The sequence below is a fragment of the Kitasatospora sp. NPDC101235 genome (assembly GCF_044767505.1).
In the GTDB taxonomy this organism is placed as follows: domain Bacteria; phylum Actinomycetota; class Actinomycetes; order Streptomycetales; family Streptomycetaceae; genus Kitasatospora.
Genome location: NZ_JBIWNZ010000009.1, coordinates 81,759 through 106,926, shown reverse-complemented (window position 1 = coordinate 106,926; position 25,168 = coordinate 81,759). Strand labels below are relative to the sequence as shown.

Below are 25,168 nucleotides of genomic sequence, written 5' to 3'. Positions count from 1 at the left end.
CCTCCGCAGCCCGCCGGCACCACAGGTCCGCACGCCCGAGGAGCAGCGTATGAAGGCCGCCGTCGTCCACGATTTCACCGCACCGCTGGTCGTCGAGGACCGCCCGGTCCCGACGCCGGGGCCGCACCAGGTCCGGGTCCGGATCGAGGCCTCCGGCCTCTGCCACACCGACATCCACGCGGCCCACGGCGACTGGCCGGTCCGGCCCAGCCCGCCGTTCGTCCCCGGGCACGAGGGCGTCGGCATCGTCGAGGCGGCCGGTGACCTGGTCCGGCACGTGCGGGTGGGCGAGCGGGTCGCCATCCCCTGGCTCGCGGACGCCTGCGGACGCTGTGACCAGTGCGTCTGCGGCTGGGAGACGCTCTGCCTCCAGCAGCACAACAGCGGCTACTCGGTGGACGGCGCCTACGCCCAGTACGCGCTCGCGCACGGCGACTACGTCGTCCCCGTCCCCGACGGCATCGACCCGATGGACGCCGCGCCGCTGTCCTGCGCGGGCGTCACCACCTACAAGGCCCTCAAGGTCTCCGGCGCCCGCCCCGGCACCCGGGTCCTGATCTCCGGCATCGGCGGCCTCGGCCACCTCGCCCTCCAGTACGCCCGGATCTGCGGCGCCGAGACCATCGCCGTCGACGTCACCGACGACAAACTCGCCCTCGCCCGCGACCTCGGCGCCGACCACGTCATCGACGCCCGCACCCAGGACGTCGCCACCGAGGTCCAGGCCCTCGGCGGCGCCCACGCCGCGATCGCCCTCGCCGTCAGCAACACCTCCTTCCAGGCCGCCTACGGCGCCCTGCGCCGCGGCGGCACCCTCGTCCTGGTCGCCCTCCCGGCCGGCGGCAAGCTCGAACTGCCCGTCTTCGAGACGGTGCTGAACGGCACCAAGGTGATCGGCTCGATCGTCGGCACCCGCGAGGACCTCGCCGAGGTCTTCCGCCTGCACGCCCTCGGCCGCACCCGGGTGATCCGCGAGACCCGCCGACTCGAGGACGTGAACGCCTGCTTCGACGAGGTCCTGAGCGGCAAGGTCTCCGCCCGCCTGGTCTTCGACCTGCGCTGACACCCCTCGCCCTCCCGCCGCGGCCGACCCGGTACTGCCACCGGACGCCCTGCGGGTCCTGGCCCGACAGCCGCGTTCCCCGGCCCGGGATCGTCCGGAAGCGGTTGCAGTTGCGTCTCCGTTCCGTTCGGCGTGGGTACGAACCGGGTGGCGGTCCGGGATCGTGGAGGGCAACCACTCGTGCGGCAAGGGGAGTTGCCATGGGGGACGGCCGGGGGTTGGTACCGGAGGCGGTGGCGGCGCTGTTGGACGACGGGCCGCATCAGGCGGTGGCGGACGTCGTGCGGGCGCGGTTGCGGATGGTACCGGAGGGGGCCCGGGCCCTCGCGGCGGCGGAGGCGAGCCCGGGGGACGCGCAGGCACGGGCGCTGCTGACCGCCGCGGTCGCACAACTGCTGGCCTCGGACCAGGCGTTCGCCCAGTACCTGGCCACCACCGGGCTCGGGAAGCCGAGCGATCCGCCGACCGTCCAGCTGCGGAGCGAACCCGGCACCGTACAGCTGCGGACCGGCCCGCCGTCCGCGCCGCCGCCGAAGGGCCCCACCACCGTCCAGCTGCGGACCGGCCCGCCGTCCGCGCCGCCGCCGAAGGGCCCCACCACCGTCCAGCTGCGGACCGGCCCTGCGGCCGCCCACGCCCGGGCGCTCGCCGCCCGGAGGAGCACCACGGGGATCGTGCTGGCGCTCGCCCTGGTGCTGATCGCCGCGCTGGTCGCGCTCGGCGTGCACCTGAGCTCCCGTCCGTTGCTGAAGCCGGGCGGGCCCGACCTGGCGCACGCCGCGCAGCCGCTGGGGAATCCGGCGCTGGTGCTGAGGCTGCTGCCCGACGAGAGGGCGGTGCCGGGCGACTGGCAGGTGCAGCGGGGGCCGACGGCGGCGCTCGGTACGGACGGCGAGCGGCCGTGCCTGCTGCCGGACTCCTGCGACGAGCAACTCGCCTACGGCATCGTGACGTTCGGTTCGACTTCGGTGCAGGCCGTGGAGTTCCGCGTGGCCACCTTCGCCTCCCCCGAGGCCGCCGCCCGCGCCTTCGACAACGCGCTCGGCCGGACCGCCGGGACGAAACCGACGGTGGCCGTCCCGCTGATCGGCGACCAGAGCGCCATCCGCATCCAAGGCTCCCTGTCGGCGGTGGCACTGGCCAGGGTCGGCAGCGCGCTGCTCATCGTGCGCGAGGAGGGGCCGGGCTACCAGCTCACCGTGCCCGCGCTCACCGGCCTCGCCGAGCTGGTCGCCGAGCGCGCCCGGCAGGTGCAGGATGGGCACATCCCCGACATCTCCTGGGCGACGACGCGCTGACGGGCCGGCGGTCAGGGCTTGTTGAGGTAGGCCAGGACGGCCAGCACCCGCCGGTTGCCGTTCTCGTCGTCGGTGAGCCCGAGCTTGCCGAACATCGAGGTGGTGTACTTGCCGATCGCGCTGTCGCTGAGGAACAGCCGTTGCGCGATGGCCTGGTTGGACAGCCCTTCCGCCATCAGTCCGAGCACCTCCAGCTCACGCCCGGTGAGCCGGTCGAGCCGCCGGTTCGAGGGGGCGGAGGAGACCAGCGCGCCGATCACGGCCGGGTCCATGGCCGTCCCACCCGCCGCCACCCGCTCCAGGGCGTCGACGAACTGCTCACCGTCGAACACGCTCTCCTTGAGGAAGTAGCCGATGCCGCCGGCGCCGTCGGCCAGCAACTCACGGGCGTACAGCTGCTCCACGTGCTGGGAGAGGATCAGCACCGGAAGCCCGGGCACCGCCCGGCGCGCGTGGAGGGCCGCCCGGAGGCCCTCGTCCGACTGGGTCGGCGGCATCCGGACGTCGACGACGGCGACGTCCGGGCGCCAGGTCAGCAGGGCGTCCAGGGTCTCGGGGCCGGTGGCGGCCGTCGCCACCACCTCGTGCCCGTAGGCCTCGACCAGCCGGACCATTCCGTCCCGCAGCAGGTAGAGGTCCTCGGCTACAACGATTCGCATGGCACCACCATCGTCGCACAGGTCGGACCGCCCGCCGGGCTGGTGAGCTCCAGGGTGCCGTCGAACACCGCGAGGCGGCGGCGCAGTCCGGCCAGCCCGCCCTCACCGCCCGTCACCGCACCGCCGCGGCCGTCGTCCCGGACCTCCACCACGACGCCGGTCCCACTGTGCGCGATGGCGATCCGCACGCTCGTCGCCCGGGCGTGCTTGGTCGCGTTGGCGAGCAGTTCGGCGGCCCCGAAGTACACCGCGGACTCGATCGGCGGCTCCAGCCGGAACGGCCCGTCGGTGGTGACCACGACGTCGAGCGGGCTGTTCAGGGCGAGCGCGCGGACCGCGTCCACCAGCCCGCGCTCGTTCAGCAGCGGCGGGTTGATGCCCCGGACCAGGTCCCGCAGTTCGGCCAGCGAGCTCGCCGCCCCTGCCCGCGCCGCCCGCATCAGCGCCCTGGCCCGCTCGGGGTCGGTCTCCATCAGCTTCTCGGCGGTCGCCAGCGAGAGCCCGAGCGCCACCAGCCCCGCCTGCGCGCCGTCGTGCAGGTCCCGCTCGATCCGGCGGATCTCCGCGGCCTGCGCGACCGTCACATCCGCGCGCTGGGCGGTCAGTTCGTCCACCCGCTCGACCAGCAGCATCGCGGTGGACGGGCCGAGGAAGCGGACGGCCACCGGTTCCATCAGCCGCCAGGCGTACGGGGCGACGGCGACGGCCGCCACCGCGGCGAGTACCCCGACCGCCCGGGCCACCGGCTCCGGCCGGAGCAGTCCGAGCACCGCCACCGCCACCGCGGCCGGCGGGAGCACCGCGGCCAGGCCCGCCGCGAACGGGGCGATCCCGGTGAACCGCAGGTCACGCCAGGTGGCCGGGTCGCTCCACCAGATCCGCCAGGACTGGTCCATGACGGCGTCCCGGCGACTGCGCTCGTACGCGTACCCGTTCCACCAGTGGCCGGTGGACATCCGGGTGACCGGCCCGGCCGCCCGGTAGCCGGCCGGGACGGCGGTGCCGGTCCACCGCTCGACCAGGAAGCGCACCGCCCGGCAGACCGGACGGGCCAGCGCGAGCGTGCCCGTGCCCACCAGCACCACGGGCAGCAGCCACGACCACGGGTTGGCCGGGCCCCACCGGATTCCCAGGGCCACGGCGGCGGCCCACACCGCCGGGATCAGCAGGGTGACGGCCGACACCGCGCACGCCCGGACGAACCCCACCCCCACGCGTTCGACCCATGAAACCGGCTGTCTCACTGCCCCCGCCCCCGTTCTTCGTTCGATCTTCGTTCGATGCTCCCACTCTGCACCCCGCGGAGCCCGTCGCCGCCCCGGTCGGCCGAGGGGTGTGGCCGGCCCCACCCCGTCGTGGGGCCAGGCCCATACCGGCCGCCCAGGCGCCGCCCACCGGCGAAGCCGTGGACCGCGCCACCCGGCCTCAGCGGGCACCGGCGGGGAGCCGGGCCGCCCGGGGAACGCCGGCGGGGCCGTCGCCCGAATGCATGTATCGCTCTCTTGACTCACGTCACCGACCCGCCATACTGGCCTCACTCCCCGCTCGCACGATGAGGTGCCCGCCCATGGAGCTCTCCCCCTCAGCGCACGTGGACACGTTCTGTCGAGACCACCTCCCACCCTTCGAGCAGTGGCCCGAACTTCTCTTCGAACTACCGGAGTTGGCCTATCCCGACCGTCTGAACTGCGCCGCCGCCCTGATCGACGACACCATCGAACGCCTCGGCCCGGACCGCCGCTGCCTGCTCACCCCCACCGGGCACTGGTCCTACGGCGAGCTGCGCGACCACGCCGACCGGATCGCCCGTCTGCTGACCGAGGACCTCGGCCTCGTCACCGGCAACCGGGTCCTGCTGCGCGGCCCCAACACCCCTTGGCTGGCAGCCTGTTGGCTCGGCGTGCTGAAAGCCGGCGGGGTGGCCGTCACCACCATGCCGCTGCTGCGCGCCGCCGAGCTGACCGAGCTGCACGCCATCGCCAGGCCCGTCCTCGCCCTGTGCGACCACCGCTTCCTGGACGAGCTGGACCGGGCGCGCACCCCCGGCCTGCGCGTCCTGCGCTACGGCGGCACCGGCCCCGAGGACCTCACCGCCCGCTGCGCCGCCAAGCCCACCGGTTTCCCCGCCGTCCCGACCGCCGCCGACGACGTCGCGCTGATCGCCTTCACCTCCGGCACCACCGGCCGTCCCAAGGCCACCCTGCACTTCCACCGCGACGTGCTCGCCATCGCCGACACCTTCTCCCGGCACCTGCTCCGCCCCACCTCGGAGGACCTCTTCACGGGAACCCCGCCGCTCGGCTTCACCTTCGGCCTCGGCGGCCTGCTGGTCTTCCCGCTGCGGGCGGGCGCCGCCAGCCTGCTGCTGGAACAGGCCACCCCCGAACAGCTCGCCGAGCAGGTCCGCCGGCACGGGGCGAGCGTGCTGTTCACCGCGCCGACCGCCTACCGGGCGATCCTGGCCGCCGGGCTGGCCGACCGGCTGGCCGCGGTGCGGCGCTGCGTCTCGGCGGGCGAGCCGCTGCCCGCCGCCGTCTGGCAGGCCTTCCACGCCGCCACCGGACAGCGGCTGATCGACGGCATCGGCGCCACCGAGCTGCTGCACGTGTTCGTCTCGGCCGCCGACCAGGACAGCCGCCCCGGGTCCACCGGCCGGCCCGTCCCCGGCTACCGGGCCACGGTCCTGGACGGGCAGGGCCGCCCGGTACCGGACGGCGAGCCCGGGCTGCTCGCCGTCAAGGGCCCGACCGGCTGCCGCTACCTGAACGGCGACGATCGCCAGCTGGAGTACGTCCGCGGCGGCTGGAACGTCACCGGCGACACCTACGTCCGGGACGGCGACGGCTACTTCCGGTTCCGGGCGCGCAACGACGACATGATCGTCTCGGCCGGCTACAACATCGCCGGGCCCGAGGTGGAACAGGCGCTCGCCGCCCACCCCGACGTGGCCGACTGCGCGGTGGTCGGCGCGCCGGACGAGCGACGCGGCGCGGTGGTCAAGGCGTACGTGGTGCTGCGCGCGGGCGTGCCGGCCGGGCCGGAGACGGCGCACGGGCTCCAGGAGCACGTCAAGCGCACCATCGCGCCGTACAAGTACCCGCGGACGGTCGAGTTCGTGCCCGAGCTGCCGCGCACCGCGACCGGCAAGCTGCACCGCGCCGAGCTGCGCCGGCGGGCCGCGCTGACCCCGGCCAGCGTCACCGTCGAGCGCCGGGTGGAGTGGTCCGACACCGATGCCGCCGGGCACTACCACTTCTCCGCCGTGCAGCGCTGGGCCGAGGCGGCGGAGGCGGCCCTGCTGCGCCGGCTCGGGCTGGCCGAGCTGTTCGGCCGGATACCCCGGGTGCACTTCGAGGCGGACTACCGCGAGCGGCTCTGGTTCGGCGACCTGGTCCGCACCGAGCTGCGGGTGGTCCGGGTCGGCGGCTCCTCGCTGCACTACGCCTTCGAGGTGCACGGCCCGCACGGGCTGGCCGCCAGCGGGCGGATGTCGGTGGTGCACGCCGCGCCGCACGCCGGGGGTGCCGAGCCGTGGCCCACGCAGGTCCGCCGCACCCTGGCGGAGGCCGGGCCGCAGCAGCCCGAGGTGGTCGCATGAACGAGGCCGCCGCCACCACAGCCCGCCGGATCGCGGTGATCGGCGCCGGCCCCGGCGGGCTCTACTTCGCCGCCCTGGCCAAGCAGCTGGCACCCGACCGGGAGCTCACCGTCTTCGAACGGGACGGCCGGGACGACGAGTTCGGCTTCGGCGTGGTCTTCTCCGACGAGACCCTCGACGGCATCGCCCGGGCCGACCCGCGCGTCTTCGCCGCGATCAGCGCCGAGTTCGCCCGCTGGAGCGACATCGACATCCGCTACGCGGGCGAGGTCCGCACCAGCGGCGGCCACGGCTTCGCCGCCCTGGACCGCAACCGGCTGCGCGCCATCCTGCAACAGCGCTGCGCCGAGCTGGCGGTGGACGTGCGCTACCGCACCCCGGCCCCGCCGGTCGACCGGCTGGCCGCCGAGTACGACCTGGTGGTGGCCGCCGACGGCATCCGCTCCGGCACCCGGGCCGCCCACCCGGAGAGCTTCCGCCCCGAACTGGACGAGCGCCACTGCCGCTACATGTGGCTCGCCACCGACAAGGTCTTCGAGGCCTTCACCTTCATCGTCGAGCAGTACGACTTCGGCGTCCTCCAGGTCCACGCCTACCCGTACAGCGCCACCCGCTCGACCTTCATCGTCGAGGCGGCCGCGGACGCCTGGCGCCGCGCGGGCTTCGAGGCCCTCGCCGCACGGGAGCCGGCGCGCGGCGAGAGCGACCTGGCGAGCGTACGGCGCTGCGCGGAGCTGCTCGCCGGACACCTGGACGGCCACCGGCTGATCCCCAACGCCTCCCGCTGGATCCGTTTCACCACGGTGCGGAACGCGAGCTGGCGCCACCGCAACGTGGTCCTGCTCGGCGACGCCGCGCACTCCGCGCACTTCTCGATCGGCTCGGGCACCAAGCTCGCCCTGGAGGACGCCCTCGCCCTGGCCGCCGCACTGAGTGAACAACCCACCCTGGAGGAGGCGTTGGCGGGCTACGAGGCCGAGCGGCGCCCGGTGGTGGAGTCCACCCAGCGCGCCGCACAGGCCAGCCTGGAGTGGTTCGAGACCATCGGGCGGCGGACCGGGCAGGGCGCCGACCAGTTCGCCTTCAACCTGCTCACCCGCAGCCGGAGAGTCACCTACGGCAGCCTTCGGGCCCGCGACCCGGCCTTCGTGGACGCCGTGGACACCGCCTTCGGCGGCTCGCCCGGGACGCCGCCGATGTTCCGGCCGCTGAGGCTGGGCGCGCTGGAGCTGCGCAACCGCGTCGTGGTGCCCCCGCTCGCCACCTTCACTTCCCCCGACGCGCTGCCCAGCGGCTTCGACCGGGCCCAGCTGACCGGGCACGCGCTCGGCGGCGCGGGACTGGTGCTCGCCGGGATGACCGCGGTCAGCCCCGAGGGCCGGGCCACCGACCGGTGCCCGGGCCTGTGGACCGACCACCAGGAGGCCGCCTGGCGCCGACTCCGCGACGCCGTCAGGGCGGTGAGCGACACCCCGCTCGGCATCCAGCTGACCCACGCCGGCCGCCGGGGCGCGTCCACCGCTCCCGGCCCGGACGGCACCGGGCGCCCGCTCGCCGACGGCTGGCCACTGATCGCCCCCTCGGCCATCCCCTGGGACGCCGACAGCCCGGTGCCGCACGAGGCGAACGACATCCAATCGGCCGCCGTCACCGCCGACTTCGCGGCCGCCGCCGAGCGGGCCGCCCGGGCCGGCTTCGACGTGCTGGAGCTCCAGTTCGGCCACGGCCACCTGCTCTCCTCCTTCCTCTCCCCGCTCACCAACCACCGCACCGACCACTACGGCGGCCCGCTCGCCCACCGGCTGCGGCTACCGCTGGAGGTGCTGACGGCGGTGCGCGCCGTCTGGCCGGCCGGACGGCCGCTGCTGGTGCGGATCTCGGCAAGCGACTGGGCGCCCGGCGGCACCACCGAGGAGGAGGCCGTGGCGATCTGCCGCGCGCTCGCCGCGGCCGGGGCGGACGCGCTGGACGTCTCCACCGGCGAGGTGGTGGCGCACCAGCGGCCACCGTACGGGCGCGGCTACCAGACGCCCTTCGCCGAGCTGGTCCGCACCGCCACCGGCCTGCCGACCGTCGCGGTCGGCGCGATCTCCGGGTACGACGACGCCGACTCCGTCCTGCTGGCCGGGCGGGCCGACCTGGTCGCGGTCGGCCGGGCCCACCTGTACGACCCGCTCTGGACGCTGCACGCCGCCGCCGAGCGGGGCCACACCGGGCCGGGCGCCCGCTGGCCCGAACCCTGGCGGGCGGGCAGCCGCAAACCGCCGGGCCCGAACGCCGACCGGGTCGCCCCGCGCCTGCACCTGCTGCGCGAGCCGCCCGCACCCGTCCACCGCCGCTGGTCACCGCCCCTTCCCGAGGAGTGACGAGGAACCATGCCCCACCTGCCCCGCTTCACCGCCGCCGCCGTCCAGGCCGCCCCGGTCTACCTGGACCCGGCCGCGACCGTCGACAAGGCCGTCGCGCTGATCCACGAGGCGGCCCGGCACGGCGCCGAACTGGTGGTCTTCCCCGAGGTCTTCGTGCCCGGCTACCCGTACTGGAACTGGACGATGAACCCGGTGCAGGGCTCGCCCTGGTACGAGCGCCTGTACCGGGCCGCCGTGGACGTCCCCGGCCCGTACGTCGACACCCTGTGCGCCGCCGCCCGGCAGGCCGGCGTGGTGCTGGTGATCGGGATCAACGAACGCGGCCGGCACAGCCTCGGACTGCTGTACAACACCCTGCTGATCATCGACGCGAACGGCGAACTGCTCAGCGTGCACCGCAAGCTGATGCCGACCTGGGCCGAGAAGCTGACCTGGGCTCAGGGCGACGGCAGCACCCTCACGGTGCACCCCACCACCGTCGGCCCGCTCGGCGCGCTGGCCTGCGGCGAGAACACCAACCCGCTGGCCCGCTTCACCCTGCTGGCACAGGGCGAACTGGTCCACGCCGCCTGCTACATCGCACTGCCGGTGGGCCCGGAGGACTACGACATGGCGGACTCGATCGCACTGCGCACCGCCGCGCACTGCTTCGAGGGCAAGGTGTTCTCCGTCGTCTCCTGCTCCACCGTCTCACCCGAGATGGTGGACCTGCTCGCCGGCGACGACCCGCAGGTCCGCAAGCAGCTCGCCCGCCCACACAGCGCCCTGTCCGGGATCTTCGGCCCGGACGGCCGCGCCGTCACCGAACCGCTGGTGGACGAGGAGGGCATCGTCCATGCCGAGATCGACCTCGGCCGCTGCATCCAGCCCAAGCAGATGCACGACGTCGTCGGCCACTACAACCGCTTCGACGTCTTCCGGCTGCACGTGGACAACCGCCCGCTGCGGCCCCTGGTGTTCCCCGAGGAGGAGGCATGACCGGCCCCGAACGCTCCCCTGAGCACGACGACGACCGGATCGGCCGGTCCAGAGTCACCGACAGCCCGGAACTGCTCGCCTACTACGAGGAGCTGGCCGAGCACGAGGCCGGCGCCCTGTGGACGGTCGCGAACGAGATCGAGCCCTGGTACCCGCAGCCGAAGTCCGTCCCGGTGCTCTGGCGCTACGCCGACCTCCGCCCGCTGGTGCGCAAGGCGCTGCCGCTGGTGAAGGCCGACGACGCCGGCCGCCGGGTGGTGATGCTGGTGAACCCCGGCCGCCGCGAACTGAGCGCCGCCGTCGGCCTGTTGTACACCGGCCTGCAGATCATGGGCCCCGGCGAGGCGATGACCGCGCACCGCCACCAGGCCTCCGCGCTGCGCTTCGTCCACGAGGGCACCGGCGCCTGGACCGTCGTGGACGGGCAGAAGCTCAGGGTCGGCCCGCGCGACTTCGCGATCACCCCGAACAACACCTGGCACGAGCACGGCAACGAGGCCGACGACGCGCCGGTGATCTGGCAGGACGGCCTGGACATCCCGCTGGTCAACACCCTCGACGCCAACTTCTACGAGGTCCACCCGGAGCTGTACCAGCGGCCGGGGCCGGTCATCAACTCCTCGCTGCTCAGCTACGGCGGCAACCTGCTGCCGTACGGCGTCGAGAAGTGGACCCGGCCCTACTCGCCGCTGCTCGGCTGGCCCTGGGAACCCAGCTACCACGCGCTGTGCCGGCTCGCCCGCGCCACCGAGGGATCGCCCTACGACGGCGTGATCATGGAGTACACCAACCCGGTCACCGGCGGCCCGGTGATGCCGACCATGTCCGCCCACCTGCAGCTGCTGCGCCCGGGCCAGGCCACCCGCGCCCACCGGCACACCGGCTCGGTGGTGTACACCGCGGCCAAGGGCCGCGGCGCCTCGGTGATCGCCGGGCTGCGCTTCGAGTGGCAGCAGGGGGACATCTTCGTCGTCCCGTCCTGGGCCTGGCACGAGCACGCGAACCTCGACCAGGGCGAGGACGCCTGCCTGTTCTCCTTCGACGACTTCCCGGTGATGCACTCGCTCGGTCTGTACCGCGAGGAGGCCCACCCGGACGGGCACCAGCCCCCCACCGACGCCTGACCAGGAGCCCCACCGCCATGCACCTGCTGACCTTCCGCGCCGACGGCGCCGACACCCCGCGACTCGGCGCCCGGCTCGACGGCGACCGGGTCGCCGACCTGACCGCCCTCGCCACCGCCGCCGGAGCTCAACTCCCCCCCGACCTCCTGGGGTTGATCCGCGCCGGTGAGCCCGCCCTGGCCACCGCCCGCGGACTGCTCGCCGGTGCCCCGGCCACCAGGCCGCTCGCCGAGGTCTCGCTGCGCGCGCCACTGCGCCCCGGCAAGATCGTCGGCGTCGGCCTCAACTACGTGGAACACGTGGCCGAGTCGCACCGCACCCTGGACACCGACCGCGAACTGCCCGACCGTCCGGTGCTGTTCGGCAAGCCCTCGACCGCCGTCACCGGCCCGGGCGGGCCCATCCTGCACAACGCCGACCTCACCAAGCAGCTCGACTGGGAGTGCGAACTCGCCGTGGTGATCGGCGCACCGGCCTTCCGGGTGGCCGAGGCGGACGCCCTGCGGCACGTGTTCGGCTACAGCATCGTCAACGACGTCAGCGCCCGCGACCAGCGCCGCTCCGGCCAGTGGTTCTTCTCCAAGGGCCAGGACAGCTACGCGCCGTTCGGCCCGGTCGTGGTGACCGCCGACGAGATCCCCGACCCGCAGCGGCTCGACCTCTCGCTGAAGGTCAACGGCGAACTGCGGCAGGACTCCAACACCCGCCACATGCTGTTCGGCGTCGCCCGGCTGATCGCCGACATCTCCTCCGGCGTCACCCTGGAACCGGGCGACGTGATCGCCACCGGCTCCCCCTCGGGCGTCGGCGCCGGGATGGTGCCCCCGCAGTTCCTCCAGCCCGGCGACCTGGTCGAGGCCACCATCGAACGGATCGGCACGCTCGCCAACCCGGTGATCGACGCCCGCTGACCGATCGACGCCCACCGAAGGGGGCCCGCAACCGATGACCACCTACCGGATCGGCCAGATCGTCCCGAGCTCCAACGTCACCATGGAGACCGAGGTCCCCGCCCTGCTGCGGGCCCGCGAGGCGGTCGCCCCCGAGCGGTTCACCTTCCACTCCAGCCGGATGCGGATGACCAGGGTCACCCCCGAGCAGCTGCGCGCCATGGACGCCGAGTCCGACCGCTGCGCCGCCGAGCTCTCGGACGCCCGGATGGACGTGATCGGGTACGCCTGCCTGGTCGCCGTGATGGCCACCGGCCCCGGCTACCACCGCGAGGCCGAGCGGCGGCTGCACCTGCGCACCGTCGAGAACGGCGCCCCCGCGCCCGTGGTCACCAGCGCCGGCGCACTGGTCGCCGGGCTGCGCGAACTCGGGGCCGCGAAGGTCGCCATGGTCACCCCGTACCTGCGGCCGCTGGCCCGGACGGTGGTCGAGTACCTCGCCGCGGAGGGCATCGAGGTGCTCGACCACGCCGCCCTGGAGATCGCCGACAACCTGGACGTCGCCGCCCACGACCCGGCCCGGCTGCCCGCGATCGCCCGCGCTCTCGCGTACACCGAGGCGGACGCGGTGGTGCTCTCGGCCTGCGTGCAGCTGCCGTCGCTGTCCGCCGTCGAGGAGGCCGAGCAGCAACTGGGCAAACCGGTGGTCTCGGCCGCCGTCTGCACCGCCCACCAGCTCCTGCGGGCCCTCGGCCTGCCCGCCTTCGCCCCCGGCGCCGGGCACCTGCTCTCCGGCGCCTACGCATAGGGCGGGTCCGACGGTTCGCGCCGCGCGGGAACCGTCGGACCCGCCCCGACCGCCCGGCCGTCTCGGAAGCGCAGGATTCCGCGCCCCCGGACCGGCACTCTCGTTATGATCGCCACCAGTCGCCGGGGAGGAGGGCCTGCGCATGTCCGAGAGCACACCCCGGCCGAGCTCCCTGATCCACACCGTCTACGGCGAGTTCGTCCGCCGCCTCGGCGGCTGGATATCCATCGCCGACCTGATCGCGCTGCTGGCCGAGCTGGACGTCGACGGCCCGGCCGTCCGCTCGGCGACGTCCCGGCTGAAGAAGGCCGGCACCCTGCTCCAGGAGCGCCGCGCGGGGACCGGCTACCGGCTCGCCCGGGCGATGGAGCCGGTCTTCGAGGAGGGCGACCGGCGGATCTTCCACAGCCTGGAGCCCGCCGAACTCGCCGACGGCTGGGTGGTGGCGGTCTTCTCGGTGCCCGAGTCCGCCCGCGCCCACCGCCACCAGCTGCGCTCCCGGCTGAGCTGGCTCGGCTTCGGCAACGCCGCCCCCGGGGTCTGGCTGGCGCCCGCCCGGCTGCTGCCGGACGCCCGCCGGCTGCTGGACCGGCTCGGCCTGAGCGCCTACGTCCACCTGTTCCTCTCCGCCGAGTACGCCGGCTTCGCCGATCTCCCCACCGCGGTGGCGAGTTGGTGGGACCTCCCGGCGATCGAGGCGCAGTACGCGGCCTTCGCCGACGCCTGGCGCCCGGCCGCCGAGGAACTGCGCGGACGGTCACCGGTCGACCCGGCCGAGGCGTTCCGCGACTACGTGCCGATGCTCACCCGGTGGCGCCGGCTGCCGTACCTGGACCCGGGGCTGCCCGCGCAGCTGCTTCCCGCCGACTGGAACGCGGTGCCGGCCCGGGCGGTGTTCACCGAGTTGCACGGGCTGCTCGCCGAGCCCAGCCTCCGGTACGTCGAGAAGGTCACCGGTCTGGTGCCGCGAGACCCGGCACCGCACGAGGAGCGGCCATGAACCAGCACACCCCCGCCGACCTGCTGATCCGCGCCGCCGCCGTGCACACCCTGGTGCCCGGCGAGCCGCCCCGCCGGGCGATCGCCGTCACCGGCGGCCGGATCACCGCCCTCTCCCCCGTGCCCGACGGGCTGGACGCCCTGATCAGCCCGGCCACCGAGGTGGTGGACGCCCCGGGCTCGACCGTGCTGCCCGCCTTCGACGACACCCACACCCATCTGATCCTGGCCGGGCACAGCGTCCACGGCGTACCGGTCCACCGGGCCCGCGACCTCACCGGGTTCCTCGGCCTGATCCGCGAGCGCGCCGCCCGCACCCCCGCCGGGGAGTGGATCCACACCACCGTCAACTGGCAGGAGGTGCTGCTGGCCGAGCAACGGATGCCCACCACCGGGGAGTTGGACGCGGCCACCACCGAGCACCCGGTGCTGGTGCGTCGCGGCGCGTACAACATGGTGCTCAACTCGGCCGCGCTGCGGCTGGCCGGGATCACGGAGTCCACCGAGGCGCCGCCCGGCGGTGTGATCGAGCGCGACGGGCACGGGCGGCTCACCGGCCGGCTGATCGACCGGGCGGTCGAGCTGGTCGAGCGGGTGATGCCGCGCCCCACCCTCGCCGAGCGGATCGAGGGGCTGCGCGCCGCTTCCGCCGACTTCGCCGCCACCGGGATCGGCACCGTCCGCGACTGCCTGGTCCCGGTCGAGGACCTCGCGGTGCTGGACGCCGCCCGGGCCGAGGGCGCCCTCGCCGTCCGGGTCCGGGCGCTGGTCTCCGGCTTCGCCGCCCGCACGCCGGAGCAGGTGGACACGTTGCTGGACCGGATGGACGACTGGCGCGCCACCGGCCGGGACGACGACCGACTACGCCTCTGGGGCGTCAAGTTCGGCATCGACGGCGGTTTCGAGGCGGGCGCGGTGGAGGAGCCCTACCAGGGGCAGCCGTGCTACCACGGCCGGCTGCTCTGGGAGCCTGCCGAGCTGCTCGCGGCGGTGGAGCGGGTGGTCGGGCGGGGCCGGCGGGTCGGGGTGCACGCCTGGGGCGACCGCGGGCTGCGCGTGCTGCTGGACGTTTTCGAGCAGGTGGTCGCGCGACGCCCCGGCCTGCCGCCCGGCACGCTGGTGGTCGAGCACGGCGGCCTGGCCCGCCCCGAGCAGCGGGCCCGGGCGATCGCGCTCGGCATCCCGGTGACGGTCCAGCATCCGCTGCTGCACGACGGCGCGCCCACCCAGCAGCGGGCGTGGGGCGAGGAGCGCACCGCCGCGCTCTTCCCGCTGCGTGAGTGGCTGGACGAGGGCGCGTTGATCACCGGCGGCTCGGACTTCCCGGTCGGCCCGTACGGCGCGATGGTGTCGGTGTGGGGCATGACCACCCGGGGCACCACGGCCGGGGTGGTCGGCCCGGAGCACGCGCTCGGCCGGGCCGAGGCGGTCGCACTGCACACCGTGAACGCGGCCCGGCTGACCGGCGAGAGCGCGGTACGCGGCAGCCTGCGGCCGGGGGCGTTCGCCGACCTCACGGTGTGGCCGCTCGATCCGCTGGACTGCCCGGTGGGCGCGCTGCGCGAGCTGCAGCCCACCCGCACGGTGGTGGGTGGGCTTACCACGCACCACGGTTGACGGGCCGTCAGGCCGCGACGAGCTCCCGCAGGTCGATGCCGCGGTGCAGCGCACGCAGGTCCTCGTGCAGCGTGGACGGCGGGACGGCGAGCACCCCGCAGCGGGCCCGCTTCAGGCAGTGCCGGGTGACCGAGCGACGCATCAGCCCACGCGTCCGGGCCCGGAGGCCGCCCTGCTCGCCGGTGCTGACCACGAGCAGGTCGCCCGGACGGTCGGCGAGCTCGGTCAGCACCGCCGCGGCCTCGCCGCGCACGACCAGCGGCCGCACCGGCACGCCGATCGGCAGGCCGCCGAAGGCCTGCTCCAGTGCGCTCTCCATCCGCGCCTCGGCAAGCTCCTGCCAGGCCCGCAGCAGCGGCGGGCACGGCCGGGCGCGGTAGTTGCGCTCGCCGCCGACCGGCGTCCAGACGAGCACCGGGACCAGGACGGCCTGCCGGGCCCGGGCCTCCTCGGCCGCCCGATGCAGGGCGGTCAGGCTGTGCAGTGAACCGCTGACTCCGACGATGACGCGGGCGCCGTCCGACATGATCCTTCACTTTCCGATGCCAGAACTCTTCAATGTCTGCGATTAGGCTGCCACATTCGCCACTTGACCTGCAAATCGAAGGCATTCACTGAATATCACCTTGCATCGCTCGGCATATCCATGCCTCGGCCGGCCATCGGCCGGACCTCCTGGAGCAGCCCCCACGTGAAGTCGGCCTCGCACGGGCGCAGCCGCCCGTCGGCGTCCGGCGCCGCGAAGTCCAGCCGGAACCTGGTCGGCGCGCTCCCCTCGCGCGGCACGGCGGGCGGGAACGCGGCCCCCACGTCGCCCACCACGCAGCTCCACGGCGCAAGGTCGGCCAGCGTGCGCAGCACGGGCGCCGGGGCGCCCGCCGCCCGCACCAGCCACTCGTTCAGCAGCGGCCCGCCGATCTCCGCCGGACCGAGCAGGACCTCGAAGCGCAGCTCCGGCCAGAGCGGTAGCGCCCACTGCCGCGCGACACAGGCGAGGTCCCCGATCCGGCGCGGCACGCTCACCTCGGCCGGCCCGAGCACGGCGGCGTACCGGGCGGCGCCGCGCGGGAACCGGGGCGCGCGGACCATCGCCTGCCAGCGCTTGTTGGCCTCCCGCATCGAGGTCCGGGTGGCGCCGAGCCGCCGCATTGCCTCCTCGACCAGCCCGGGCTGGAAATCGGCCATCCGGCGCAACAGCACCAGCTGGAACTCGCTCACCCCGAAGCCGTTGATCGCCATGTCGAAAGCCTAGGACCTTTCTATTCGAGCACGTGTTCGAATAACGGCGTACGCTGGCCCCATGCACGGCACCGTCCACCTCCAGCCCTCGCTGTTCGACGACGCGGACCACAGCGGCATCCGCCTCGGCCCGCTCGACGGCCTGCGCCGGCTGCCGCTCGGCGACGGCGCCTGGTTGGACCTGCTCCCGGGCTGGCTGCACGGGGCGGACGAGCTGTTCGAACAGCTGGCCACCACCGTGCCCTGGCGGGCCGAGCGCCGCGAGATGTACGAGCGGACGGTCGACGTCCCGCGCCTGCTGGCCTCCTACCCGGCGCAGGCCGAGCCGCCTCACCCGGTGCTCGGCCTGGCCCGGGCGGCGCTGAGCCGGCACTACGCCCAGGAGCTGGGCGAGCCGTTCCGCACCCTCGGCCTCTGCTACTACCGGGACGGCCGGGACAGCGTGGCCTGGCACGGCGACCGGATCGGGCGCGGCGCCCGCGAGGACACCATGGTGGCGATCCTCTCCGTCGGCGAGCCGCGCACCCTGGCGCTGCGGCCCCGGTCCGGCGGCGCGGCGGTCGTGCGCCACCCGCTCGGTCACGGGGACCTGGTGGTGATGGGCGGCTCCTGCCAGCGCACCTGGGAGCACGCGATCCCCAAGACGGCCCGCCCGGTGGGCCCGCGGATCAGCATCCAGTTCCGGCCGCACGGAGTGTCCTGATCCCCCGCTTGCCGCGCACCCGCCGGGCGCGGAGGCTGGCGAGTGGGGCCGGTGGCGCTCAGCACCGGGCACCGGGCACCGGGCACTGAACGCCGGGCGCCGGACACCGGGCCCGCCAGGAGGGCCGCATGCCGAAGCCGGGCGTCTACCGCGCCGGAGTCCCGTGCTGGGTCGCGCTCACGACGCCGGACACCGCACGGGCACAGGCCTTCTACGGTGCGCTGTTCGGCTGGGAGTTCGTCCCGACCGGCCCCGCCGAGGCGGTGGCCACCCGGTACGGCGCCCAGGTCGCGGCCGTCGAACGGGCCCGGCCGAGCGACCCGCCCGCCGTCTGGACCACCTTCCTCGCCTGCCCCGACCCGCTGCGCACCCTCGCCGTCGTCCGGGCCGCCGGCGGACACCTCGCCCGAGAGCCCCACGAGGTGCCCGAACAGGGCCGCGCCGCGCTCGCCGTCGACCCGCTCGGCGCGCGCTTCGGGCTCTGGCAGGCCGGCACCATCGACGGCGCCGGCCTGGTCGACGAGCCGGGCACGCTCGCCTGGAACGAACACCTCTCCCCCGACCCCGGCGCCGCCCGGGCCTTCTACCGCCGGGTCTTCGGCTACACCTACGACCGGCCGCGGGCGGGCCACGCCCTCGCCCGGGTGGCCGGCCTCCCCGCGTGCAGCATCGGCCCCTCCGGCGCGGGCGCGGACGCCCGCTGGCTGGCGCACTTCGCGACCGAGGACACCGACCGCACCGCCGACCGGCTGCGCACCCTCGGCGGCACGGTCGTCACCGGGCCGGAGCCGGCGCCGTTCGGCCGCACCGCGCTGGTCCGGGACGACGCGGGCGCGGAGTTCGTGCTGGTCGCCGTCCCGGCCCGCCACTCCGCGGCGGCCGCCTGAACCCGGATCGCCGGGGCATCCCCCTCGCCCACGGAGCCGGCGCCATCCATACCGGACCGTCAACTTTCCTGCCTGGCAAGAAGATTCATCAGCGCCGCACGCCCGATGGCGACCGGCCCCGCCGAACCGGCCGTCCGTTGCGAGCGCTACCGTGCTGGTATGAGTTCCTTCCTGCGCGCGTACCTGGTCGACCCCGCGGAGCTCCGCGCCCGCGTCGGCAGCGGCAACGAGGGGGCGGTGGACGAGGCCCTCGCCTACTTCGGCCCGTCCCTGGACAGGTCCGACGAACACTTCGCCGACGAGATCACGCAGGGCGCTCCGACCGCTCTGGAGGCGCTGCGCGCCGTGGTGCACGGCGGGCCCTTCTCCGACAGCGAGGACCACGCCTTCCAGTACGCCTTCGCGTACCGGCGGCTGTGCTGGCTGGTCGGGCAGCCCCTGGAGGTCGACTCCTTCGGCCCGTTCCGGGGCAACTGGCTGGAGGTGGTCGACGAGGGCCTGAAGGCGTACGGGATCACCGCCGTCTCGGTCGCGGACTTCCAGTGCGGCGGCGGGCTTCCCACTGAACTGCCCCACTGCGACGTACCGTCATGCAGCACCTGGTCGGCCGAGGACTGCGGGAAGGCACTGGACCGGTTCGAACAGGCCGAGCGCGCGGGCCGCACCCCCGCGCCGGAGCGCGAGGTGGCGGAGGCCGTCGCGGAGATCGTCCGCTGGCTCCGGCTCGCACAGCGCCGGAAGGACGCCGACATCGTCGGCTTCGTCTCCTGAGCCCGTGAGCCACAGAACCCGGACGACCTCCGAGCAACCCGCCCCGGAACGGCCGCGGGAGTCCCGGACGGCGACGGGACTCCCGGCTGCTGCGCACCCGCGGGCGTCAGTCCTTCACCGCGCCGGCCAGCCCGGAGACCAGCTTGCGCTGCACCGCGATGAAGAAGATCAGCACCGGCACGGTCATCAGCGTGGACGCCGCCATGATGCCGCCCCAGTCGTTCTCGTCCGGCTTGAAGAAGACCAGCAGCGCCGAGGGCAGCGTCTGGTTCTGGGTGGCGCTGATGATGAAGGTCTTGGCGAAGACGAAGTCGTTCCACGCCGCGATGAAGGAGAACACGCTGGTCGCGGCGAGGCCCGGCGCCACCAGCGGTAGCAGGATCCGCCACAGGATGCGGGTCCGGCTCGCCCCGTCGATCTGCGCCGCCTCCTCGATCGAGACCGGGACGGCCGCGACGAAGCCGCGCATCATCCAGATCCCGAACGGCAGCGAGAACGCCAGCTGCACCAGGACCAGGGAGGCCAGGGTGTTCAGCCCGATGCCCGGGGCGAACCGTCCCGCGTCGCGGAACATGAAGAACAGCGGGATGGTCAGCGCCTCGACCGGGATCATCTGGGCGATCAGGAACATCACCATGATGGTGGTGCGGAACCTGAACCGGAACCTGGTCACGGCCACCGCTGCCAGGAAGACCACGATCGCCGACAGCACCACCACCGACAGCGCGACCACCAGGCTGTTCACGAAGTAGCGGCCGAAGCCGTCCACGCTGAGCACCTGACGGAAGCTCTCCAGCGTGGGGTGAGCGGTCCACGGCTTGGGGTCGAGCGACTGGATCTCGCCCTTGGGCTTGAAGGCCGAGAGCACCATCCAGAAGATCGGGAAGGCGGTGACCACGGCCAGCACGATCGCGCCGGTGTTGGCGGCCAGGCGCCACCGGCCGCGGGTGTTCCGCAGGCCGCGGGTGTTCCGGGCCGGCTTCACGGCAAGGGGGTTCGCCGGGCTCACAGTTCGTTCCCCGTCCGTCGCAGGGTGCGGATGTACAGGACCGTCGGGATCACCAGGATCAGCAGCATGATCACGCCGATCGCCGCGCCCAGCCCGTACTGCGAGGAGGCGAACGCCTTCTGGTACGCGTACACGTTGAGCACCAGGTTCTGGCCGGCGATGCCGCCGCCCTCGGTCATGACGTAGATCTGGGTGAAGACCTTGAAGTCCCAGATCACCGACTGGATCACCACGATGGTCAGGATCGGCCGCAGCATCGGCGCGGTGATCCGGCGGAAGGTGGTCCAGGTGTTGGCGCCGTCCAGGGCGGCCGCCTCCATGATCTCCTCCGGGATGGCCCGGATGCCCGCGTAGAGGGTGACCATCACGAACGGGTAGGAGTGCCACACCACCACGGCACCGACGATCAGGAACGCCGTCCACCTGTCGTAGAACCAGTTGAACTCGTGGAAACCGGAGAACCCGAGCCCCTCCAGGGTGTGGTTGACCAGGCCGAGGTTGGTGTCGAACAGGAAGCTCCACACCGTCGAACCGGTCATCGCGGGCGCCGCCCAGGCGGCCATCGCCGCGGTGGTCAGCGCCAGCCGCGGCCACCGGCCGACCTTGGTGAGCAGCACCGCGAGGGTGGCCCCGACGGCCAGGGTGGCGACCACGCAGAACGCGGCGAAGCCGATGGTCTGGAACAGCACCGTCCAGAACTGCCGGTCCTCCAGGATCTTCGTGTAGTTGCCGAAGCCGACGAAGGAGGTCGGGGCGCCGCCGGAGGCCTGGGCCTGCCCGAAGTCCAGGACGGACAGCAGGCCGAGCTGGTAGATCGGGTAGGCGACCAGCGGGATCAGGATGACCGCGGCCGGCAGGAGCAGCAGCAGCGGGGGCCGTCGGCGCCGGCCGCCCGGGGGTGCGGCCGGCGCCCTGCCCCCACGGCGCCTCTGCGGGGAAGGCGGCGCCGGGGCGGTCGAGGTGGATACGGACACGTGCGGGACCTGCTCTCTGAGACGAACCGGGAGGGGGCCGTCCGTACGCGGCCGGCGGCGCAGTGCCCGCGGGCTCGATGCCCGCGGGCTCGATGCCTGTGACGGGCGGTCGGCCGTCAGTGCGCGGCGAAGGCGGAGGAGATCTGCGCGGCGGCGTCCGCCGAGGCCTTGGCCACGTCCGCCTTGCCGGTGACGACCTGCTGGAGCATCGTCGGGATCACCGACTGGGCGTCGATCTGCGCCCACGCCTGGTCGAGCGGGACGAACCTGGTGCCGGCCGCGATGGTGTCGGTGAAGGGCTTCAGGAACGCGTCCTTCGCCGCGACCTTGCCGCTGACGGACTTGAGCGTCGGCAGGTTGCCCATCGCGTCGTACATCTGCTCCTGGTACGTGGGGCTCGCCAGCAACTCGGCGAACTCGACGGCCAGCGTGCGGTGCTTGGCCGCCTTCATCACGCCCAGGTTGTTGCCGCCGGCGAAGGCCGGAGCGATCGAGCCGGGCTTCTCCCCGGGCAGCGGCACCACACCGTACTTGCCCTTGACCGCGCCCGCGTCCACCTTGCTGCGGTTGGAGTTGAGCAGCACCGCCATCGCCGACTTGCCGGCCGCGAACAGGTCGACGGTCTTGCCGCCGATCAGGTCCGCGCACTGCTGGGCGGGGCAGCCGTCCGCGCCGAACAGGTCCGTGTAGCGCTTGATGCCGGTCTGCGAGGCGGGTGAGTCGATCGCCGCCTTGAACCTGGAGCCGTCCTTGGTGGCGATGTCGCCGCCCGCGTCCCAGACGAAGGGCAGCGCGGCGAAGGTGTACTTGCCGCCGACGGCGATGCCGAAGGTGTCCGGGTGCGCGGCGTGGATCTTCTGGTTGGCGGCGACCAGCTCGGCGTACGAGGCCGGCGGGGTGAGGCCGGCCTCGGTGAACAGGTCGGTGCGGTAGTACAGCGCGCGCACGCCGACCCACCAGGGCAGGCCGTAGGTCTTGCCGTCGACCACGGCGGTCCTGGCGATCGCCGGGTCGAGGTCGCCCTTGTCCTGCCACTTGTCCAGGTCGGCGGTGATGTCGGCGAGGCCGCCGGCGGCGACGTAGCCGGGCAGGTCGGTGTTGCCGAACTCGACCAGGTCGGGGGCGCTGTTCGGGTCGTTGAACGCGCCCTTCATCTTGGCCGCGCGGGCCGAGGCGTCGGTGTCGATGTAGCTGACGTTGACGGTGACGCCCTGGTGGGAGCCCTGGAACTCGGTCACGGCCTTGGCGACCACGGCCTCCTTGGCCGCGTTGCCCGCCTCGTTGTACAGCCAGACCTGCAGGGTGCCGGTCCGGTCGTCGGCGGCCTTGTCGCTCGCCGGCGAGGCGGTGCCGGGGGCGCAGGCGGTGGCGGCCAGGCAGCCGGCGGCGAGCACGACGGCTGCGGCGGTCCGTCCGATGAGTCGCATGGTGGAGACCTCCCCTCCCGACAGCTGCCGCCGAGACGTCCGCCGCCGGGGACGGGCACGTCGAAGCAGGCCCTGACCGGGGCCGATGGTGGGTGAAGTGGTGGGGGTACGGCAGGGCGCAGCGCTCGGGTGGGGCGACGTCGCCTGCTCGATGGCAGGGACGTTAGGCGGGGGCGATCGGCGCCAACAAGAGGGAGTTGGTGAAAGTTTTGCACTGCACAACGTTGTATCGAAGATGCGGCGATCCGGCTGCGAACGGGTACGTTCGGACAGCCGCCGCCGACCTGCGGGGGAACACCGGCAGAACGACACCAGGGAACGGACCCATGACGGAGACGGCGCCCAAGAAGCCCGCGACCGAACGCAACCAGTCCTCCTCGCTGCGCCGCGCGCTCGCCGTCCTCGGCTACGTCCGCGACCACAGCGACGGGCGCGGCGTCCCGCTCGCCCAGCTCGCCGACGGACTCGGCCTCAACAAGAGCACCGTGCTGCGACTGGCCGGCCCCCTGCTGGACGAGCACCTCCTCGACCGGGACCGCGAGACCGGCTGGTTCCGGCTCGGCCACGGCTCCCTGCGGCTCGGTCAGGCCTACCTGACCACCCTCGACCTGCGCAGCGTGGCCGCCGAACACCTGCGCCGGCTCCAGCGGGAGGCGGGCGAGACCGTCCACCTGACCGTCTGGCAGGCCCCCGGGATCGTCTACCTGGACAAGGTCGAGGACGAGACCAACGTCCGGATGGCCTCCCGGGTCGGCAGCCGGGCCCCCGCCTACTGCACCGCCACCGGAAAGGCGATCCTCGCCTGGCTGCCCGAGGAGGCCGTCGGCGAGGTGGTCGCGGCCGGCCTGCGCCCGGTGACCGCCTGGACCATCTCCGACGAACCCCGGCTCCGCGCCGACCTCGCCCGCATCCGCGCCCGCGGCTACTCGATCGACGACCGCGAGAACGAGCCCGAGGTCCGCTGCGTCGCCGCCCCGATCTTCGACCACACCGGCGAGGTGACCGCCGCACTGTCCGTCTCCGGCCTCACCTCACGGATGACCGCCGCCCGGGTCCGCGCCCTCGGCCCGGTGGTCGCCCAGGTCGGCCTGCGGATCTCCCGCGAACTGGGCTCCGACCGCCAGACGTCCTGAACGCCCGGCCGGTCCCCGCTCCCGGACATGCGAAAAGGGCCCGGCACCGGTTCGACGGCGCCGGACCCTGTCCGACATCGGAGCGCCAGGCCCGGGTCGCACGGACTCTTCCTACTGAAAGTAGGACGTGCTCTGGTAGCACCACTGACGCCTGAGGAGGAATCACTCCCTCGCAACGGGAAGTACAGTACCAGCTCCGTGATCATTCACCGAATCGGAGGGAAATCCCGGATGACGAGCGCTCGGCTTCAGACGGTTCCGTACGCCGCCGGACGGCTGACGGACGTTCACCTTCCGGCCCCCGGCGGCGCCGGGCCGGCTCCCGTCGTACTGCTCTGGCACGGCAGGGGTCCGAACGAGCGTGACGTGCTGCGGCCGTTGGCCCGGGAAGCCGCCGGGCTGGGGCTGCTGGTGCTCGTCCCGGACTGGAACGCCGAGCAGCCGGACGGCGGCAGTGCCGAACTGCTCGCCTCGCTGGCCCAGGCCCGCCGGATCGCCACTGAGCACGACGGGGACCCGACGCGCCTCGTCCTGGCCGGCTGGTCGATGGGCGGCCGCGAGGCGATCGCCGTGGCCACCCACCCCGGCACCCCCGCCGAGCTGCGCCCCGTCGCCGCCGTCGGCATCGCCTCCCGCTACTCGACCGAGGCCGTCACCACCGGCGAAGCCCCGCTCGACCACCTGGCGGCCGGCCCCTCCCCCGTCCCGCTCCGGCTGGTCCACGGCACGGCGGACGAGATCGTGGACGTCGAGCACACCCGACAGTTGAGCGCTGCTCTGGCAAAGCAGATGTCGACGGTACGGACCCTCGAACTGCCCACCGACCACGCCGGTGTGGTGATGACCACCTACCGGCCCGAGGCTCGCCGCTGTCTCCCGGCCACCGATGCCGGCACCCTGGCCGCAGGCCGGCGGACCGCCGCCGTCCTCGCCGAGGCGGCCGGACTGTCCTAGCCGCCGTTCTCCGCCACCGGCTCCCGCGGCAGCCCGTGGGCGCGTTCCAGTGCCTCCAGGTCGCGTTGCAGCGGTGGGCGCGGGACGGCCAGGACCGGGCAGGCGGCATGCCGGACGCAGTAGGCGGTGATCGAGGGGTGCACCAGTCGGGCGAGGCGGCCGCGTTCCCGTCCGGCGCCGAGGACGAGGAGGTCCCCGGGCCGGTCGGCGCACCGCACCAGCGTGTGGCCGGTGTCGCCGCGGACGGCCTGGCAGCGCAGTCGGACGCCCGCGTGGCGCCCGGCGAAGGCCTCGTCCAGGGCCTGCCGCAGCCGGGCCACGGCGGCGTCCCGGCCGGCGTTGACCACCGGCGGGCACGGGGTGCGGCGGCAGCCGAACACGTCGCCCGGCGGGGTCCAGCAGAGCACCGCGAGCACCTCGACGTCCGTCCGGCGGGCCTCGGCCACCGCGTGGTGCAGCGCGGCGAGGCTGCCGAGCGAGCCGCTGACGCCGACCACGATCCGGCCCTCGTCCGCACCGCTGTCCGCCATGGCCCTGCCCCTGCCTCTCCGTCCGCCCGCGCGTCCGCGTGCCCGCGCACCGGACCGGACGGTGCCGATTCCACCCCAGCAAAGCGGTCGCACCCGTGCGGCCCCGGCCCGTTGACGCGGCTCTGACGCGGAGCCCGC

General features: G+C 74.0%; 23 protein-coding genes and 1 pseudogene. 16 read left to right on the top strand and 8 right to left on the bottom strand.

What is annotated here, in order from left to right:
• The first annotated feature begins 49 nt into the window (after nt 1-49).
• Nucleotides 50-1,063: an alcohol dehydrogenase AdhP gene (gene adhP, locus ACIRRH_RS17430; protein WP_403067597.1), complete on the top strand. Its 1,014-nt coding sequence runs from the start codon at nt 50-52 to the stop codon at nt 1,061-1,063.
• Between the two features lie 200 nt (nt 1,064-1,263).
• Nucleotides 1,264-2,361 (top strand): hypothetical protein, encoded by a 1,098-nt coding sequence (locus ACIRRH_RS17425; RefSeq protein ID WP_403067595.1) that lies wholly within the window; start codon nt 1,264-1,266, stop codon nt 2,359-2,361.
• Nucleotides 2,362-2,372: 11 nt separating this feature from the next.
• Here the strand turns inward: ACIRRH_RS17425 and ACIRRH_RS17420 are convergent, their stop codons facing one another.
• Together ACIRRH_RS17420 and ACIRRH_RS17415 are read right to left on the bottom strand one after the other, a co-directional pair.
• Nucleotides 2,373-3,020 carry a LuxR C-terminal-related transcriptional regulator gene (locus ACIRRH_RS17420; RefSeq protein ID WP_403067593.1) on the bottom strand — a complete coding sequence of 216 codons (648 nt, stop codon included), beginning with the start codon at nt 3,018-3,020 and terminating at the stop codon, nt 2,373-2,375.
• A complete protein-coding gene (locus ACIRRH_RS17415) occupies nt 3,005-4,264 on the bottom strand; it encodes a sensor histidine kinase (protein WP_403067591.1) in 1,260 nt (419 codons plus the stop codon). The genes ACIRRH_RS17420 and ACIRRH_RS17415 overlap by 16 nt, the downstream gene beginning before the upstream one ends.
• A 323-nt stretch (nt 4,265-4,587) precedes the next feature.
• Between ACIRRH_RS17415 and ACIRRH_RS17410 the strand changes: the two are divergent.
• From ACIRRH_RS17410 to ACIRRH_RS17370, 9 genes and pseudogenes are all read left to right on the top strand, one after another.
• Nucleotides 4,588-6,201, top strand: a pseudogene (locus ACIRRH_RS17410) (AMP-binding protein); the annotation flags it as partial.
• Between the two features lie 33 nt (nt 6,202-6,234).
• Entirely contained in the window at nt 6,235-6,618 is a 384-nt protein-coding gene (locus ACIRRH_RS17405; protein WP_224281143.1) for a thioesterase family protein, read from the top strand.
• Entirely contained in the window at nt 6,615-8,984 is a 2,370-nt protein-coding gene (locus ACIRRH_RS17400) for an FAD-dependent monooxygenase (RefSeq protein ID WP_403067589.1), read from the top strand. Before ACIRRH_RS17405 ends, ACIRRH_RS17400 begins: the two co-directional genes overlap by 4 nt.
• 9 nt (nt 8,985-8,993) lie before the next feature.
• A complete protein-coding gene (locus ACIRRH_RS17395; protein ID WP_403067587.1) occupies nt 8,994-9,965 on the top strand; it encodes a carbon-nitrogen hydrolase family protein in 972 nt (323 codons plus the stop codon).
• Nucleotides 9,962-11,089 carry a cupin domain-containing protein gene (locus ACIRRH_RS17390; protein WP_403067585.1) on the top strand — a complete coding sequence of 376 codons (1,128 nt, stop codon included), beginning with the start codon at nt 9,962-9,964 and terminating at the stop codon, nt 11,087-11,089. Before ACIRRH_RS17395 ends, ACIRRH_RS17390 begins: the two co-directional genes overlap by 4 nt.
• Nucleotides 11,090-11,106: 17 nt before the next feature.
• The gene (locus ACIRRH_RS17385; RefSeq protein ID WP_403067583.1) at nt 11,107-12,000 is read left to right on the top strand and encodes a fumarylacetoacetate hydrolase family protein; all 894 of its coding nucleotides are present in this window, start codon (nt 11,107-11,109) and stop codon (nt 11,998-12,000) included.
• A 34-nt stretch (nt 12,001-12,034) separates the two neighbouring features.
• The gene (locus ACIRRH_RS17380; protein WP_403067581.1) at nt 12,035-12,787 is read left to right on the top strand and encodes an Asp/Glu racemase; all 753 of its coding nucleotides are present in this window, start codon (nt 12,035-12,037) and stop codon (nt 12,785-12,787) included.
• Nucleotides 12,788-12,929: 142 nt separating this feature from the next.
• Nucleotides 12,930-13,787 carry a PaaX family transcriptional regulator C-terminal domain-containing protein gene (locus ACIRRH_RS17375; protein ID WP_224281137.1) on the top strand — a complete coding sequence of 286 codons (858 nt, stop codon included), beginning with the start codon at nt 12,930-12,932 and terminating at the stop codon, nt 13,785-13,787.
• Nucleotides 13,784-15,403, top strand: coding sequence for an amidohydrolase (locus tag ACIRRH_RS17370; protein WP_403067579.1), 1,620 nt, complete (start codon nt 13,784-13,786; stop codon nt 15,401-15,403). The genes ACIRRH_RS17375 and ACIRRH_RS17370 overlap by 4 nt, the downstream gene beginning before the upstream one ends.
• A 7-nt stretch (nt 15,404-15,410) precedes the next feature.
• Here ACIRRH_RS17370 and ACIRRH_RS17365 read toward each other — a convergent pair whose 3' ends face one another.
• Both ACIRRH_RS17365 and ACIRRH_RS17360 read right to left on the bottom strand, forming a co-directional pair.
• Nucleotides 15,411-15,929, bottom strand: a complete 519-nt coding sequence (locus tag ACIRRH_RS17365; RefSeq protein ID WP_403067577.1) for a universal stress protein — start codon at nt 15,927-15,929, stop codon at nt 15,411-15,413.
• 95 nt (nt 15,930-16,024) lie between these two features.
• On the bottom strand, nt 16,025-16,642 hold the full coding sequence (locus ACIRRH_RS17360; protein WP_403067575.1) for a hypothetical protein: 618 nt from the start codon (nt 16,640-16,642) through the stop codon (nt 16,025-16,027).
• Between the two features lie 61 nt (nt 16,643-16,703).
• Between ACIRRH_RS17360 and ACIRRH_RS17355 the strand changes: the two genes are divergently transcribed.
• The 3 genes from ACIRRH_RS17355 to ACIRRH_RS17345 all read left to right on the top strand — a co-directional run bounded on the left by ACIRRH_RS17355 (nt 16,704) and on the right by ACIRRH_RS17345 (nt 19,003).
• Entirely contained in the window at nt 16,704-17,345 is a 642-nt protein-coding gene (locus tag ACIRRH_RS17355; protein WP_403067573.1) for an alpha-ketoglutarate-dependent dioxygenase AlkB, read from the top strand.
• Nucleotides 17,346-17,473: 128 nt separating this feature from the next.
• On the top strand, nt 17,474-18,232 hold the full coding sequence (locus tag ACIRRH_RS17350; protein ID WP_403067571.1) for a VOC family protein: 759 nt from the start codon (nt 17,474-17,476) through the stop codon (nt 18,230-18,232).
• A 159-nt stretch (nt 18,233-18,391) separates the two neighbouring features.
• A complete protein-coding gene (locus ACIRRH_RS17345; RefSeq protein WP_403067569.1) occupies nt 18,392-19,003 on the top strand; it encodes a hypothetical protein in 612 nt (203 codons plus the stop codon).
• Between the two features lie 106 nt (nt 19,004-19,109).
• On the opposite strand, the gene ACIRRH_RS17340 is transcribed toward ACIRRH_RS17345, so the two are convergent.
• The 3 genes from ACIRRH_RS17340 to ACIRRH_RS17330 form a co-directional block, all read right to left on the bottom strand.
• Nucleotides 19,110-19,988 (bottom strand): carbohydrate ABC transporter permease, encoded by an 879-nt coding sequence (locus ACIRRH_RS17340; RefSeq protein ID WP_363390034.1) that lies wholly within the window; start codon nt 19,986-19,988, stop codon nt 19,110-19,112.
• Between the two features lie 20 nt (nt 19,989-20,008).
• Entirely contained in the window at nt 20,009-20,986 is a 978-nt protein-coding gene (locus ACIRRH_RS17335) for a carbohydrate ABC transporter permease (protein WP_403067566.1), read from the bottom strand.
• Between the two features lie 116 nt (nt 20,987-21,102).
• Entirely contained in the window at nt 21,103-22,413 is a 1,311-nt protein-coding gene (locus ACIRRH_RS17330) for an extracellular solute-binding protein (protein ID WP_403067564.1), read from the bottom strand.
• Nucleotides 22,414-22,739: 326 nt separating this feature from the next.
• Between ACIRRH_RS17330 and ACIRRH_RS17325 the strand changes: the two genes are divergently transcribed.
• Both ACIRRH_RS17325 and ACIRRH_RS17320 read left to right on the top strand, forming a co-directional pair.
• Nucleotides 22,740-23,546, top strand: coding sequence for an IclR family transcriptional regulator (locus tag ACIRRH_RS17325; RefSeq protein ID WP_403067562.1), 807 nt, complete (start codon nt 22,740-22,742; stop codon nt 23,544-23,546).
• Nucleotides 23,547-23,777: 231 nt separating this feature from the next.
• A complete protein-coding gene (locus tag ACIRRH_RS17320) occupies nt 23,778-24,500 on the top strand; it encodes an alpha/beta hydrolase family protein (RefSeq protein ID WP_403067560.1) in 723 nt (240 codons plus the stop codon).
• Here the strand turns inward: ACIRRH_RS17320 and ACIRRH_RS17315 are convergent.
• Nucleotides 24,497-25,030: a universal stress protein gene (locus tag ACIRRH_RS17315; RefSeq protein ID WP_403067558.1), complete on the bottom strand. Its 534-nt coding sequence runs from the start codon at nt 25,028-25,030 to the stop codon at nt 24,497-24,499. The two genes, ACIRRH_RS17320 and ACIRRH_RS17315, sit on opposite strands and share 4 nt — an antisense overlap.
• Between the last annotated feature and the right edge of the window lie 138 nt (nt 25,031-25,168).

Excerpts from the sequence above, each read along its gene's own strand:
- adhP (WP_403067597.1), top strand. The coding sequence starts at position 50 with ATGAAGGCCGCCGTCGTCCACGATTTCACCGCACCGCTGGTCGTCGAG.
- ACIRRH_RS17425 (WP_403067595.1), top strand. The coding sequence starts at position 1,264 with ATGGGGGACGGCCGGGGGTTGGTACCGGAGGCGGTGGCGGCGCTGTTG.
- ACIRRH_RS17420 (WP_403067593.1), bottom strand. The coding sequence starts at position 3,020 with ATGCGAATCGTTGTAGCCGAGGACCTCTACCTGCTGCGGGACGGAATG.
- ACIRRH_RS17400 (WP_403067589.1), top strand. The coding sequence starts at position 6,615 with ATGAACGAGGCCGCCGCCACCACAGCCCGCCGGATCGCGGTGATCGGC.
- ACIRRH_RS17395 (WP_403067587.1), top strand. The coding sequence starts at position 8,994 with ATGCCCCACCTGCCCCGCTTCACCGCCGCCGCCGTCCAGGCCGCCCCG.
- ACIRRH_RS17390 (WP_403067585.1), top strand. The coding sequence starts at position 9,962 with ATGACCGGCCCCGAACGCTCCCCTGAGCACGACGACGACCGGATCGGC.
- ACIRRH_RS17385 (WP_403067583.1), top strand. The coding sequence starts at position 11,107 with ATGCACCTGCTGACCTTCCGCGCCGACGGCGCCGACACCCCGCGACTC.
- ACIRRH_RS17380 (WP_403067581.1), top strand. The coding sequence starts at position 12,035 with ATGACCACCTACCGGATCGGCCAGATCGTCCCGAGCTCCAACGTCACC.
- ACIRRH_RS17375 (WP_224281137.1), top strand. The coding sequence starts at position 12,930 with ATGTCCGAGAGCACACCCCGGCCGAGCTCCCTGATCCACACCGTCTAC.
- ACIRRH_RS17370 (WP_403067579.1), top strand. The coding sequence starts at position 13,784 with ATGAACCAGCACACCCCCGCCGACCTGCTGATCCGCGCCGCCGCCGTG.
- ACIRRH_RS17365 (WP_403067577.1), bottom strand. The coding sequence starts at position 15,929 with ATGTCGGACGGCGCCCGCGTCATCGTCGGAGTCAGCGGTTCACTGCAC.
- ACIRRH_RS17360 (WP_403067575.1), bottom strand. The coding sequence starts at position 16,642 with ATGGCGATCAACGGCTTCGGGGTGAGCGAGTTCCAGCTGGTGCTGTTG.
- ACIRRH_RS17355 (WP_403067573.1), top strand. The coding sequence starts at position 16,704 with ATGCACGGCACCGTCCACCTCCAGCCCTCGCTGTTCGACGACGCGGAC.
- ACIRRH_RS17350 (WP_403067571.1), top strand. The coding sequence starts at position 17,474 with ATGCCGAAGCCGGGCGTCTACCGCGCCGGAGTCCCGTGCTGGGTCGCG.
- ACIRRH_RS17345 (WP_403067569.1), top strand. The coding sequence starts at position 18,392 with ATGAGTTCCTTCCTGCGCGCGTACCTGGTCGACCCCGCGGAGCTCCGC.
- ACIRRH_RS17330 (WP_403067564.1), bottom strand. The coding sequence starts at position 22,413 with ATGCGACTCATCGGACGGACCGCCGCAGCCGTCGTGCTCGCCGCCGGC.
- ACIRRH_RS17325 (WP_403067562.1), top strand. The coding sequence starts at position 22,740 with ATGACGGAGACGGCGCCCAAGAAGCCCGCGACCGAACGCAACCAGTCC.
- ACIRRH_RS17320 (WP_403067560.1), top strand. The coding sequence starts at position 23,778 with ATGACGAGCGCTCGGCTTCAGACGGTTCCGTACGCCGCCGGACGGCTG.
- ACIRRH_RS17315 (WP_403067558.1), bottom strand. The coding sequence starts at position 25,030 with ATGGCGGACAGCGGTGCGGACGAGGGCCGGATCGTGGTCGGCGTCAGC.